At 61.4% G+C, this 14,551-nt stretch carries 9 protein-coding genes; 3 read left to right on the top strand and 6 right to left on the bottom strand.

All coding sequences use genetic code 11. The features are described from left to right. Positions 1-15: 15 nt before the first annotated feature. Entirely contained in the window at positions 16-2,283 is a 2,268-nt protein-coding gene (locus ACGHU1_RS09885) for a BamA/TamA family outer membrane protein (protein ID WP_390586368.1), read from the top strand. Continuing rightward, positions 2,283-6,497: a translocation/assembly module TamB domain-containing protein gene (locus ACGHU1_RS09880; RefSeq protein ID WP_390586365.1), complete on the top strand. Its 4,215-nt coding sequence runs from the start codon at positions 2,283-2,285 to the stop codon at positions 6,495-6,497. Before ACGHU1_RS09885 ends, ACGHU1_RS09880 begins: the two co-directional genes overlap by 1 nt. Here ACGHU1_RS09880 and ACGHU1_RS09875 read toward each other — a convergent pair. The 3 genes from ACGHU1_RS09875 to ACGHU1_RS09865 form a co-directional block, all read right to left on the bottom strand. Further along, complete coding sequence (locus ACGHU1_RS09875; RefSeq protein ID WP_390586364.1) at positions 6,491-7,084, bottom strand: fasciclin domain-containing protein; 594 nt, start codon at positions 7,082-7,084, stop codon at positions 6,491-6,493. The two genes, ACGHU1_RS09880 and ACGHU1_RS09875, sit on opposite strands and share 7 nt — an antisense overlap. Positions 7,085-7,095: 11 nt before the next feature. Next, positions 7,096-8,103 carry a hypothetical protein gene (locus tag ACGHU1_RS09870; RefSeq protein ID WP_390586361.1) on the bottom strand — a complete coding sequence of 336 codons (1,008 nt, stop codon included), beginning with the start codon at positions 8,101-8,103 and terminating at the stop codon, positions 7,096-7,098. 61 nt (positions 8,104-8,164) lie between these two features. Continuing rightward, on the bottom strand, positions 8,165-8,830 hold the full coding sequence (locus ACGHU1_RS09865; protein WP_390586360.1) for a lysozyme: 666 nt from the start codon (positions 8,828-8,830) through the stop codon (positions 8,165-8,167). A gap of 715 nt (positions 8,831-9,545) precedes the next feature. Here ACGHU1_RS09865 and ACGHU1_RS09860 point away from each other — a divergent pair. After that, positions 9,546-11,435, top strand: a complete 1,890-nt coding sequence (locus tag ACGHU1_RS09860) for a hypothetical protein (RefSeq protein WP_390586358.1) — start codon at positions 9,546-9,548, stop codon at positions 11,433-11,435. 111 nt (positions 11,436-11,546) lie between these two features. Here ACGHU1_RS09860 and glnA read toward each other — a convergent pair whose 3' ends face one another. From glnA to argC, 3 genes are all read right to left on the bottom strand, one after another. Continuing rightward, complete coding sequence (gene glnA / locus ACGHU1_RS09855; RefSeq protein WP_390586357.1) at positions 11,547-12,956, bottom strand: type I glutamate--ammonia ligase; 1,410 nt, start codon at positions 12,954-12,956, stop codon at positions 11,547-11,549. 80 nt (positions 12,957-13,036) lie between these two features. Next, positions 13,037-13,375, bottom strand: a complete 339-nt coding sequence (locus ACGHU1_RS09850; protein WP_390586355.1) for a P-II family nitrogen regulator — start codon at positions 13,373-13,375, stop codon at positions 13,037-13,039. Positions 13,376-13,589: 214 nt separating this feature from the next. Continuing rightward, on the bottom strand, positions 13,590-14,525 hold the full coding sequence (gene argC, locus ACGHU1_RS09845; protein ID WP_390586353.1) for an N-acetyl-gamma-glutamyl-phosphate reductase: 936 nt from the start codon (positions 14,523-14,525) through the stop codon (positions 13,590-13,592). Between the last annotated feature and the right edge of the window lie 26 nt (positions 14,526-14,551).

Below are 14,551 nucleotides of genomic sequence, written 5' to 3'. Positions count from 1 at the left end.
CAATTGCATCTTTTAATGGCGGGCGGTCTGTGCGCAGCCGTCGCATTCGCCCCGCAAGGTGCAGTGGCGCAGACGCAGGATCAGGGCGATAGTGCCCAGGAGCAGGCCGAACAGGCCGACGATGATCGCCAGCCTCAGCAGCCCGGTCAAACCGAACAAGCCCAGCCGCCAGCCTCTGAAGAGCCGCCACCGACTGCGGAAGAACTGCTTCCCAGCCGCACCCTTGATGACCTGATCCCGCCCAGCGCGGTTGAGGAAGCGTCGGAGTGGGCGCAAGAAGGCGCGGTATCTGTTCCCGGCGCAGAGGCGGATGTCGAAGAAGTTGCCGAGGCCGCCGAAAGCGAACTGGCCTCGCAGCCCGACCCCGCCATCGCCGCCACTCTGGACGGATTTGAAATCCCAGAGCCTGACCGGCTCGAGCCAGCAGAGGACGGCGAAGCCTTGGCGCAGATCGATGCGCCCGACCTGATCGAATATCCGGAGCTGGAAGAATTCCGCATCAGCGATGAACTGGTGCTCGCATTCCCGGCGGACAGCGATGCCTTTCCGGAACGGACCGATTTCCTGACCCGGTTCGACGCGCTGTCCACGATCGAGGCGCTGGAAAGCGGCGATGACACCGTGCCCCAGCTTGCCGCGCGGGCAAGGGCGGACGAAGAGCTGCTCAACGAAATGCTGCGCGTCTACGGCTATTACGATGGTGAGATTGCCCGCCAGTTATCGGGCGGACGGCGCGGCGATAATGGCGATATCTCGCAGGCGGATACCGATCCGCAGGTGCGTTTCGATATTCTGCCGGGTCAGCGTTACAGTTTCGGCGTGGTCGATCTCGGCTTGCTTGACACCGCGCCCGATTACGAGGCCCTGCGCCGCGCATTCGATATCAATGCGGGCGATCCGCTGCAATCGGACCGCATCGTGGCGGAGGAACAGGACCTGCGTCTCGCGCTGGGCGAAACCGGCTATCCTTTTGCCGAGGTTGATGCGCCGTCACTGCTGATCGACCACGCGCGCCGGGAAGGTGACCTTTCCATGCCCGTCGAACCCGGCGGCAAATACGTGTTCGCAGGCGTGGTCAGCAGCGACCAGCCGTTCCTGTCGGGCAGGCACCTGACGCGGATCGCGCGCTTTGATGAAGGCGATGTTTATCAGGCCAGCCTGCAAGCTGATCTGCGCCGCGCCATTCTGGCAACAGGCCTGGTGTCCAGCGTTGCCCTGACACCGCGCGAAGTGGCCCCGCCCGAAAACGGCGAGCCGGGTGAAGTGGTGCTGGACGCCGAATTCGAGCGCGCGCCACTGCGCACGATTGCAGGTGCAATCGGATACGGGACAGAGGACGGCATAAAGCTTGAGGCGAGCTGGGAACACCGCAATCTCTTCCCGCCAGAAGGCTCGCTCAAACTGCGCGGCATTGCTGGGACGCGCGAACAGCTTGCCAGCGTGACGTTTCAGAAAAACAATTTCCGCGGCCGCGATCAGGTGCTGACGGTGGATGCCTATGCTAGCGACATTGAGACAGAGGCGGTGGACGCCCGCACCGTCGCGCTGCGCGGCACGTTTGAAAAAATTTCAAACCTGTTGTTCCAGAAACCGTTTAGCTGGCAGGTCGGCGCGGAGGCGCTTTACACCGATGAACGCAACCGCGTGATCGGCGGTATCGAACGCGACCGCCAGACCTACAAGATTTTCGGCCTGTTCAGCAGCGCCACAATCGATGCCAGCGATGATCTGCTCGACCCGACAAGCGGTTACCGCCTGACCGGGTTCCTTGCGCCGGAAGTTTCGCAGTCCATCGGCACAGAGACATTTTACCTGCGCGCGCAGGCCGATGCCAGCTACTACAAAAGCGTCGGCAGCACCGTTCTTGCAGGGCGTATCAGGGCGGCCACGATTCAGGGGGCAGAGGCATTCGAGATCGCCCCGTCCCGCAGGCTGTATTCAGGCGGCGGCGGCTCGGTGCGCGGATATGCTTTCCAGGGGATAGGCCCGCGCAACGATCTGGGCGAAGCAACCGGCGGAGGCTCTCTGGTCGAAGTGTCGTTGGAGGCGCGCATTCAAACCGGCTTCCTCGACGGAGCGATCGAGGTGGTGCCGTTTCTGGATGCAGGATCGGTCGCGCTGGGTTCAACGCCTGATTTCCGCTTCATCAAATACGGCGCAGGCGTGGGTATTCGCTACAAGACCAGCTTTGGCCCGATCCGTGTCGATGTCGGCGCGCCGCTTAATCCGACCGAATTCGATGCGCCGGTGGTCGTGTATGTCAGCCTGGGTCAGGCATTCTGATGGCGCTGGATGATGCAGTGATGGAGGCAGAGGCCGACACTCCCGTGCGCAAGCGTAAGCGGCGCTGGGCAAAGCGGCTGGGCTGGCTGCTCGCGATCATCGTCCTTCCGATCGCGCTGCTCGCCCTGTTTCTCAGCTCGCCCATCGGCAAACGTTATGTCACCGAACAGATTGCGGAAGTCGCACCGGCATCGGGGCTGCGGTTTGAGGTTGGGCGGATCGAAGGCGATATATACGGTCAGGCAGTCCTCTATGATGTAGTCCTCAGCGATCCGCAGGGCGAATTTTTGCTGATCCCGGAAGTGGTGCTGAACTGGCGCCCGCTGTCGTTCCTTTGGCGTGGTATCGATATCCGCGAACTGACAGCAAAACGCGGCCGGCTGGAGCGGATGCCGGAACTGTTACCCGGCGATCCCGACGCGCCGTTGCTGCCCGATTTCGATATCCGCATTGACGAATTCGGGATTGAGAATTTCGTCATCGCTCCCGGCGTCGCGGGGGATACTGCGCACACGGTCGAACTGTCGGGTCAGGTCGATATCAGGTCGGGCCGCGCCTTGATCGAAACGAACGGGCGGGTCGGGGCCGACGACCGGCTGGCTCTGCTGCTGGATGCGGAGCCCGATGGCGACCGTTTCGACATTTCGCTCGATTATCAGGCTTCGGCGGACGGTCCGATTGCCATGATTGCAGGCCTCGATGATGCTTACAACGCCCAGATCGAGGGGGACGGCACGTGGACGCGGTGGCTGGGATACGCGCTGCTCACGCGGCAATCGGCTGGCGAAGATGCAGAGCGAATTGCCGCGCTACGCCTGACCAACAATGCCGGGACATACGGTGCCATCGGACAGATAAACCCGCCGGTCGAAGGCGGCGGCATTGTCGATCGCGCGCTGGGAGAGGCGGTTTCGATCGCCATGAGCGGCACGCTTGAAAACAGCGTGTTCGACGGGAAACTCGCCGCGATCAGCTCGGCGCTTGACCTGCGCGCGGACGGCGTGGTCGATCTGGCGGGCAACAGCTTTGATGAATTTGAAACGAGCGCGGTTATTCGCGACCCGGATTTGCTGGGTGCGGGCGTGCAATTGCAATCGGCTCGGCTGGGCGCGACGCTGGACGGCCCCTTTCGCGATCTCAGGATAGATCACAGGCTTTCTGCCGATCAGCTGATCGCCGGATCGACCGTGATTGAAGGGCTGCTACAATCAGGCACGGCAACTTTCGACGGGGAGCGGTTTGTCCTGCCGCTGAATACGCAGGTCGAACAGATCGTCACCGGATCGGAATTGATCGACCCCCGGCTGATCGGCGGAACGCTTACAGGCCAGCTGATCTATGCAGGCTCGCAGCTGGTCGCAGACGGGGCGCGTCTCCAGTTTCCTGACCTTTCCGCAGTGCTTTCCCTTCGCGGTAACACCGCGGCGGGCACATATGCGATTGCAGGACCGGTCAGCACATCCGGGCTTGCTTTCGATGATATTGGCACGGTCAACGGGGCGGCGGATGTCGTCTTGCGTTTTGGCACCGACGAGCCATGGAGCGTGCGCGCCAATCTGGACGGGCAGTTTACCGATGTAGCCAATGCGACGGTTGCAAATATCGCAGGCGATACGGTTGAATTTACCGGCGCGTTCGGGATGGCCGCAGATCAACCGATTGTCCTGCGCGATGTGGCCTTGGACAGTGAGCGGCTGACCGCGAGGTTCGACAGCCGTATTGTGGGCGAACGCACCTCGCTCACCGGTAGCGGCAACCATGTCGAATACGGCGATTTCACCGTCGAGGCAGAGATTGCAGGCGACGGACCGCGCGCCCAGCTGGTGCTCGCTGATCCGTTGCCTGCTGCTGGCCTCAGCGATGTTCGCCTGTCTATCGCTCCTAACGAGGACGGGTTTGCCATCGACGCAGAGGGCGGATCGCTCCTCGGCCCGTTTGAGGGAGCGTTTGGTCTGATCCTGCCCGCAGATGCGCCGACCCGGATCGGGATTGAGAGCCTGCGCGTCTACCGCACGAATGTAACTGGCGCACTGGTCCTGCGCGAGGCAGGGATTGCAGGCGATTTGGCCATTCAGGGCGGCGGTCTGGACGGCAATGTCGCCATCGCTCCGGCGGCTGGCGGCGCACAAAGTTTCGATGTCAATCTGACCGCTCGGCGCGCGCAGTTCGGCGGCGATACACCGATTGCGATCGCCAGCGCGGATATTGCCGCCAGCGGCACCTTCCGCGAAGGCAGCAGCGAAATTGTCGCCGATGTCCGCGGTGAAGGGCTGGAATACGGCGCGCTGAGCATTGCAAACTTCGCAGCGAAAGCATCGGTGAGTGATGGCCGGGGCGATGTGGTCGCCTCTATCGCGGGACGTCGCAGTGACCGGTTTACGCTAAAACTGGACAGCCAGATCGCGCCCGAACGGATCATGGTGTACACACGCGGCAGCTATAGCGGGCGTCCGATTACAATGCCGCGCCGCGCCGTGCTGACCGCGCAGGATGATGGCGGATGGCGGCTCGCGCCGACGCAAATCGGCTTTGCCCGAGGCTTTGCAATCCTTGAGGGGCAATTGGGCGGTGAGCGAACCACGCTGAACGCCAAACTGTCGCAGATGCCGCTGCGGCTGGCTGACCTCGCAGGCACGGATCTGGGGCTGGGCGGGCGTTTGTCCGGCATCTTCAACTGGAACCAGAACGGCGCGGGCCGGCCATCCGCCGACGCGCGCATCAGGATCGACGATTTTACCCGGTCGGGCCTGATATTGTCCTCCACACCGATTGACGTGCTGGCGGTGGCCAACCTCACCGCAAACCAGCTGACCCTTGGCGCCCGGTTGCGCGAAGATGAAACAGCGCTTGGCCGGCTCGACGCCCGGATCACCGGATTGGGCGGGGGAAGCGATCTGGCGGGCCGTATCATGAACGGACGGCTTGATGCAGCCTTTGCCTATGACGGCGGAGCGACTGCGCTGTGGCGGCTCGCGGCGATTGAGACATTCGATCTGACCGGCCCGATCAGCGTCAATGCAAATGCGGTCGGCACGCTTTCAAATCCGCGCATCACCGGCAATCTGGCGAGCGATGATCTGCGGTTGCAAAGCGCGATTTCGGGCACCGATATCGAGGACGTGACCGTGCGCGGGCGCTTTGCCGGGTCGCAGCTGGAACTGACACGTTTTGCAGGCAGCACGCGCGGCGGCGGCACTGTCATCGGCAGCGGCACGGTCGATCTTGCATCGATGAGCGGCAGCCGCGGCCCCCAGATCGACCTGCGCGCAGCGGCGACGGATGCCCGCCTGCTCGCCGCCAATGGTCTCGACGCAACAATCACCGGGCCGCTTCGTATCGTCTCGAACGGGGTCGGCGGCACGATAGCGGGGCGTGTGTCGATTGACCGCGCAAGCTGGGAACTGGGCGTCGCGGCAGAGGACATGTCGCTGCCGCAGATCACGACGCGTGAGATTAATCGGCTGGACAGCGACGCCGCAACCGTCAGCTCGGCTGCGGGCGCGTGGCGGTATCTGATCAACGCGAAAGCGCCGAGCCGGGTTTCGGTCGATGGGCTGGGGCTGGAGAGCGAGTGGGGCGTAGATATTGCACTGCGCGGCACGGTCGACGATCCGCGCATCGGCGGCGAAGCGCGGCTGGTTCGCGGCGATTACACCTTTGCCGGGACACGGTTTGAACTCACGCGCGGGCGCATCGCGTTTGATGCCGACCGGCCTATCGATCCAAGACTTGATATCGAGGCCGAAACGACCTCCAGCGATACCGAGGTCATTGTGGCGATCACCGGCAACGCGCAGACGCCGGAGATCACGTTCTCCTCCGAACCCGCTCTGCCCGAAGAGGAAATCCTTGCGCAATTGCTGTTCGGCGGATCGGTCACTTCGCTGTCAGCGACAGATGCGGTGCAATTGGGCGCGGCACTTGCGTCATTGCGCGGCGGGGGAGGCGGGATTGATCCCATCGGCCAGCTGCGCGATTCCATCGGCCTGGACCAGCTACGCATCGTCAGCGCCGATCCCGCACTTGGCAGGGAAACCGGGGTCGCCCTTGGCAAGAACCTGGGGCGCAAGGTCTATATCGAAATCGTCACCGACGGTCGCGGATACAGCGCCACGTCGGTCGAATACCGGGTGACGCGCTGGCTCGCCCTGCTTGGCACGGTCTCGACCATTGGCCGGGATAGCGTGCTGGCAGAAATCAGCCGCGATTACTGATCGGCAAGGGCAGGCGATCCGGCAAGGGATTGCGGATCAACCAGCACAGTGTCGATCGGGATGAGGACGCCGTTCTTAGCCGCAATTGCATTGCCGCTTAGCCGGGCGGTCTGCCCGCCTGCATTGGTGACGACAATATCCTCTCCGTCCAGCGTCCATGTCAGGTCGCCTGACCCGAATGGTGTCATGCTGACCTCTCCGCCATTATCGCCAATCGCGCTGCGGATTGCATCGGGGGTAAGCGCGCCCGGCACCATGTGTTCGCGCAGGATCGCAGCGACAATCGCGCCGCGGTCCTCATCTGCGAGCATTGCGGTGGCTTGTTCGCCTAGCGCCTCGAACGCGGTATCGGTCGGGGCCAGCAGGGTGTAGTTCGCCTCCCCTTCGAGCACACCTGCGAGGCCAGTTTTCTCAAGCGCATCCCCCATCACCGAGACATTACCTTCATCGGTGATCACTTCGGCGAGAGCATCGCCGCTACGGTCGGAGGTGCCCGGCGCGCCTTCCATCTCGGTATCGCTGCCGCAGGCGGAAAGCGTGAGGGCGAGGCTGGCGATCAGGCCAGCTTTAAACGTTGCGATTTTCATGTGGATCACACTCAGATTGCGAGGTCGATGGCAGAGGCGACAAGCATCGTCTCCGGATCGATTTCGTAGACGTAACCATCGGCATAGCGGTATCTTGCATTCGGGCCGTCGGCATAGCGGCCGCGATAGGCGTATGGCACGTTGTAAACGTCGTAACCGCGCGGCATCGGCTGACCGATGGTAATATCATCACCGGTAAGCAGCGCCGCGATCGAGGTGATTGCGGCAGTTTCCGGCTCAACGCGGTAGATGACGTTGTCGGCATACCGATAGCCGCGCTCATCATCGAGGCCGTAATAATCCGAATAATAGGCCGGCAGCCGCCGCGCGGGATAGGAGGTCGGCCAGATATTGCCGATGCCCAGCGCCCCGGCGAGCAGCGGGACAAATCCTGCAAGGTTGTTGCCGTCATAGCCCAGCAGGAACCCGTCATCGTAAAAGTAATCACCGCCGCGCGCGCCAAGCAGGCCGAAAAAGCCGGGGTCATAGCTGCGATATTGCTTGCGAGCCTGACCGGGCGGCAGACAGCCATTGCGTTTCTTGGCAAGTCCGGAAGGGCAGCCATCAATCAGCCGGGTATCGGCGCTGAAATCCTGGCGCAGCACCGGCAATGCAAAACCGACATCGATATTGATCCCGTCACGCCCGTCATTGCGGCGGGCGGAGGCACTCGAATTGCCCTGATTGCCATTGTTACGCCGCGCGGTGTTGTTGCCGTTTCCATTGCCGCGGTTGAAGGCGGCATTTCCATTTCCATTGCCATTGCCAAGGCTGTTTCCATTGCCGCGATCAGGCTTCGCATTGCCGCCAGCATTACCCCGGACGTTGCCATTGCCGTTCCCGTTTCCGCGATTTGGCTTGGCATTGCCACCACCGCCATTGCCGTTGGCCTTTGCAGAGGCTGCGGGCGGGCCGCCATTGCCTTTGCCCTTGTCGTTTCCTTTGCCTTGCCCTTGGGCGAGCAGGGCGGGGCCGGATAGCAATGCGATTGCTGCGGCGGACGCGATCCATGGCTTCATTTTAATCTCCATATCGAGGCACCAACGGGCATGGCACGGCGCAGTTCCTGCTCGCCAAGTGTCAGTGACTGTAGAGCTTTTGCTCTTCGTTGCGCCTTCGCACCAGCCCTTTCAGGACGCGCCCGCCTGCTTTGTTCCAGCGTGCAAATTCGCGCGCGGCAGCGTCATGATCGCCTGCGACATGCCGCTTTGTGAGGGTCGCGCGGGCGATGGCACCGGTGTTGTAGTGAAAGCTGACCATCGCATCGAATTGTCTTTGCGTGGTCGGCGCATCGCCGATGGCGCGGTGCACATCGGCGGCATACCGGTCAAGGTCGGCCACCAGCCGTTCATCGCATTGCGCCTGTGTCCAGACGGTGTCCGGTCCCACATGGCCGTGCAGGCCGCCGCGCGTCGCGCCCCAGCCGATGGTCCACGGCTCTGCCCCGGTGCCGGGATCGGGATAGGCTTCGACCAGACCATCGCGGCGCAGCCGGGCGCACCCCTCGAACCGTTTGATCAGGGCGATGCCTTCCGGTCCGACGCGGCGCTCCTCCGGCCTGAGACATGGACCGGGTGTGACACGGTCCCCAGATACAAAATCAGAGCCATGTTCGGCAGCATCGGTCAGCGCCTGATCGACCGCATCGACCTCGCGTTGGCGCAGGGCGCGTTTCAGGAAGGCGCGCAAGGCATCGAAAACCTGTTTGCGAGAGGACGCGGCGGACGGGGTGCGGGTATCGGGCATAGGGCTGACCTTTGATCATACGGGGAAAAGGGCCGGCGACCTAGGCGGAACAACGCGGAGTAGGAAAGCGCGCATTCGAACGGCGCGGTCCATGATCTCTCCACAATTCATCCATAACCGCATCTGCAGGGGCGTTTTCCAAGCCGGGGCGCTAACGGGATTGGACGATCTGTAAGCGAATTTTTGCAAATGCCGAGCGTCTTGCAAAAAGCGCTTAACGCCCGGCTTTATCGATCAATATGCCAATATGTATTACCTGATCGTCGACGTTGATCCGCAGCTGGCCGCAACCGGCACGGCGACATCGCTTGGCGCGTATGCCCGGGATCACGGGGTGAATAGGGGGACGTGGGATCTGGTGACTGGCCCGCGACGATTTCAAACATACCGAAAACCTGCTGCTGATCGACAAGGACCGGCGCATTCGCGACGTGTATAACGGCCTGTCCCGCAGCGCAATTGCCAGTTTGATCGCCGACATCCGCCTGCTCAAGGCGAAGAAACCGGCAGGTTGACCGCGTTCATGCGCCTCCTGCGGTTTTGCAAACCTTTCATAAAAGGTCTCGCGCAGTTGGGCGATGTTATACTTGTGAAGCGGCTTATCTGGTGTGACCGATAAGACAAAAATCCAATTTAATCCGTAATATACGTATTAAATCTCTTGGTTTGACGCGGCGCTAATTATAGGTTGCGCTCGCACTGGGAGGAAAGTTGAATGTCATCAATAAATCGGCGTAGCGTCATGCAGGGTATTGCAGGCGCAGGGGCCTTCCTTGTCGCGGGATGCGGCGGGTCCGGGTCCAGCTCGGCGCCGACACCCTCTCCTACGCCTACTCCGGTTCCCACGCCGACACCGACCCCGACGCCCACTCCCACACCGCCGCCGCGCACATTCGGGGAGGTGCCCTCGCGCCCTGACTATACCGAGCAGGTCCCATTCCGGCCTTCCTCTCCGTACCCGGTTGGCGTCACGATCGACTGGTATGTCGATGCCGTTAATGGAAGCGACGGGAATTCCGGCAGCCAGACGGCGCCGGTCCAGACCCTGGACCGCGCCCGCCAGTTGGCATCTCCGGATCAGGTAATTGGCCTGCGCCGCGGGCAAACGCATTTCCGGCCGTTTTCCTCGGGCCTTTCGGATATCGTCGAACAATCGGTGGTGGGATACGGTTCATCGGTGCTGCCGGCCACGCTTTCGGGCGGCGAATTGCTGTCCGGCAAAACCTTCACCGCGCAGGGCAACGGTGTCTACAAAACCACCCTGCAATTGCCCGTCCCCCATACCGCAGGCGGTTCGGGGCAATCGGGCACCATCACCACTTATCCCTTTGTCAGGATTGATGAAGACTATTTCGAATACGTCACGGGCGGAGCCAGCGTCAGCGCAAATCTTGACCGGCTGGCGAACGCAGCGGGGCCCGCATTCTGCATCTTCGGCACCGGGTCCAGCGTCCCCGACATGCGGGATGAGCCGGCGGGGCTGACCAATTTCGATCTGTTCGTCCGACTTGGCGGCGGGGCCAATCCCAACGGCCAGCCTATTATCGCGATGTCGCAGCCTAACACCTATATCTGGAGCTGTGAATTGCTGCAGGATATCGCGCTGCGCGATGCCTGGTCGAAAGACACATCGGGCACAGACCCCGCTAGCAATCGCGTGCCGCTGCTGCGGCGGGTGGAAAGCATCGGCGGCGGCTCCCACGGGTTCGTGGGAAGCTGCAATGTCGATGGTTTCCGCGCACGGGGTGTCGCGAGGCCGGGAATGGCCGGTTTCGACGAAGGGCGGGCGGCAGGCGGCGGCCTCAACCTGTTCAGCAGCCTGGACCGGAGAGACCAGACCTTTGATATCCGCGGCCTAGATCTGGAAAACTTCAACAACGCGTTTTACGGGCATACCAGCAGCACGGCCGATTTCTTTGCACGGCAATTGGTGGTTCAAGGGACAGACCAGGAAGGTTTTACCGATTTCAGGGTGCGCAATTGCTCTTCCTCTATCAAAACCGATGCCAGCGGCGGCAAACCAGCCATAGTCGAAGGGATATCGGTGGGATGCGAAATCGATCATGTCGATATCGATAGGTTCCTCACCACCGAAAGTGCAGTGTCCATCAACGGTGGCGGGGTCGTCATCTTCAAAAATTCATCCGCACCCGGCCACTCGATTTCCGTGTCGCTGACTTCCGAAACGCAGCACACAGTGCGCGGCGTGACGTTCTACTCTCCGAAAACTAACAGTTTCAGCTTTGGTCTGGACCTGTGTCAGGCTGTCGGTTCAGCGGTGGGCGCAGCGTCGCTACTGCTCGAAAATTGCGAACTGCCGACCAATCCGGATTACGCATTTCGCATCGGGCGCCGATCAGAATCGGAAGGGTTGGTGAACATCACCCTGTCTGGCAGCACCGTGACGGGGGATGTAATCGATCCTTCAAGAGGACGTCTGCCGCAAAGCTTTACCGCGAGAGATAGTGCAGTGTTTGGCTTTGCCGACCGGGAAAGCCGTCAGGCGGTGCGTGACTTGCTGGCCGCACAAGGTGTCGGCGGAACCATTGCTGATACGACGACCCTGATCCGGCTGGACGGCACCGTTGCTGAACGACCCGGCTAATCCTGCATCATGCCGCAGCACCTATAAAAAAGGCCGCCCGGTTTCCCGAGCGGCCTTTTTGTTGCGGTGCTGATTTTCAGGTGGCGAAGCTGAGCCGCTTCGCCCAGAAAATCAGGAGCTGTAATACATGTCGAATTCGACCGGGGCCGGAGTGGTTTCGAGGCGGATGACCTCTTCCCATTTCAGTTCCATGTAAGCCTCGATCTGGTCTTTGGAGAACACGTCGCCTTTCAACAGGAAGTCGTGATCGGCTTCGAGTGCCTCGAGTGCTTCGCGCAGCGAGCCGCAGACGGTCGGAACTTCGGCGAGCTCGGCCGGCGGCAAGTCATAGAGGTTCTTGTCCATGGCTTCGCCCGGGTGGATCTTGTTCTCGATCCCGTCGAGGCCCGCCATCAGTAGCGCGGAGAATGCGAGATACGGGTTGGCCAGCGCATCGGGGAACCGGAACTCCACACGCTTCGCCTTTTCGCCCGCACCGTAAGGGATGCGGCACGATGCCGAACGGTTGCGGGCCGAATAGGCGAGCAGGACCGGCGCTTCGAAACCCGGGACCAGACGCTTGTAGCTGTTGGTGGTCGCATTGGTGAAGGCGTTCACGGCTTTCGCATGTTTGATCACGCCGCCGATGTAAAACAGGCAGTTTTCCGAAAGACCGGCATATTCATTGCCGGCAAAGGTCGGCTTGCCGTCTTTCCAGATCGACATGTGGCTATGCATGCCGCTGCCATTATCTGCCTTGATCGGCTTCGGCATGAACGTCGCGGTCTTGCCGTAGGCATGGGCGACCTGCTGCACGACATATTTGTAGACCTGCACCTGATCGGCAGCGGTCGTTAGCGAGGAATAGGTGATGCCGAGTTCGTGCTGGGCAGCGGCCACCTCGTGGTGGTGCTTGTCCATGTTGAGACCCATTTCGAGCATGGTCGAAACCATCTCTGCGCGGATATCGACAGCGCTATCAACCGGCGCGACGGGGAAATAGCCGCCTTTTGCGCGCGGACGGTGGGCCATGTTGCCCATCTCGTATTCCTTGCCGGTGTTGGTCGGCAATTCGATGTCGTCGATGGCATAGCCCGATCCGGCATAGCCGTCTTCAAAGCGGACATCGTCGAACATGAAGAACTCAGGCTCCGGCCCGACATAGACGGTGTCGCCAATGCCGGTCGAGGCGAGGTAGGCTTCTGCGCGTTTCGCGGTAGAGCGCGGGTCGCGGGAATACAGCTGGCCATCGGACGGCTCGACGATGTTGCAGAAAATCGACAGCATCGGGGTCGCGCTGAATGGATCGACGTAAACCGAATCCATGTCAGGCTTCAGGATCATGTCGGATTCGTTGATCGCTTTCCAACCCTCGATCGAGGAGCCGTCGAACATCAGGCCGTCTTCCAGCGCGTCTTCGTCCATGACCCCTGCGGCCATGGTCAGGTGCTGCCATTTGCCCTTTGGATCGGTGAAACGCAGATCGACCCATTCGATCTCTTCATCCTTGATGCGTTTAAGGACGTCTTTGGTGCTAGCCATGTTGGTATTCTCCAGCTGATAGTTCGAGAGGTGTGCCCGCCATTATGACGGGCGAGAGCGGGATTGGTTCAATTCGGACGCTAGATCGCGTCATCGTTGGTTTCGCCGGTGCGAATGCGCAGCGCGGTTTCGATCGGGCTGACGAAAATCTTGCCATCGCCGATCCGCCCGGTCTGGGCCGCTGCGGCGACCGCTTCGACGACGCGGTCGGCCTGATCGTCGGCGACGACCACTTCGAGCTTAACCTTCGGAAGAAAATCGACGACGTATTCCGCACCGCGATACAGTTCCGTGTGCCCTTTTTGCCGGCCAAAGCCGCGCGCTTCCGTGACGGTGATGCCGGATACGCCAATCTCGTGCAGCGCCTCCTTCACCTCGTCGAGTTTGAAGGGTTTGATGATCGCTTCGATCTTCTTCACGTGCGTGGTTTCCCCCGAATGGTTTGTTTTGGCCTTATCCAAAGCGAGAATCGTGCCAAACACTGCGCAATACTGGCGTAGCCGATCCCCGCGCAGGCGCAAGGGTGTTGCGGGACAGGGGGCCAAAGGTGCTGATTTCAGGCGTCGCTGTGGCACTGCCTAAGAGACAATCTGCCCATGCCCAATTTTTGGGCAATGACAGCCGTCTCATTGGTTAACGCGCAAGGTTCAATCCGGAGGTTTCGGGCAACCCGCACATGATGTTGAGGTTCTGGATAGCAGCGCCGCTCGCCCCCTTGCCCAGATTGTCGAGCAGCGCGACCAGCCGCGCCTGTTCGCCGTCGCGCGATGCAAACACGAACAGCTCCATCCCGTCCCACGCCTTTGCCCCTTCGCGCAGTAAAAGCTCTGACAGCAGATCACCGCCCGGGTTCACGCGGACGACTTCGCTGCTTTCGTAAAAGCCGGTCAATTGGCTTTCGAGAAAAGCAGCCGAAGCGGCAGCCGGCATCGCGCCCAAAGGCAGCGGCACATCAACCATCATCCCGCGATGCGCGGCGATAACACTGGGGGAGAAGACAGGCGCATATTTCAGCCCTGCGACCCGCTGCATTTCAGGCAGATGTTTGTGCCCCAGGCCAAGGCCATAGGTGCGGAAAGCCAGATCATCCTCGCCCGCGAACCGATCTATCAGGGCATTGCCGCCGCCCGAATATCCGCTGACAGCGTTAACGGTGTAGGGCCAGTCGGCCGGCAGAACGCCCGATTTAACCAGCGGCGCGATCAGTGACAGGAAACCGGTGGGATAGCATCCGGGATTGGAGACGAATTGCGCATCGGCGATCCGGTCCCGCCCGGTCAATTCGGGAAAGCCATAAGTCCAGCCGGGCGCAGTGCGGTGCGCGGAAGAGGCGTCGATAAAACGGGTGCCGGTGCCCTCTGCCAGCGCGACTGCTTCGCGTGCAGCGTCATCGGGTAGGCACAGAATGGCGATATCGGCATCGGTGAGTGCGGTTTTGCGCGCCTCTGCGTCCTTGCGCTTTGAATCGTCCAATACGATTAGGTCAAATTCGCTGCGGCCATTGAGCCGGTCACGGATTTCAAGGCCGGTCGTGCCGGCTGCTCCGTCTATGAAAATGCGCGTTGTCATGGGGCGGTCTTAAGCGCTTTGGCCCC

Source organism: Erythrobacter sp. MTPC3 (assembly GCF_042854385.1).
Classification (GTDB): domain Bacteria; phylum Pseudomonadota; class Alphaproteobacteria; order Sphingomonadales; family Sphingomonadaceae; genus Erythrobacter.
The sequence above is the reverse complement of the archived record's forward strand: the minus strand, read 5'-3'. Positions and strand labels throughout refer to the sequence as shown.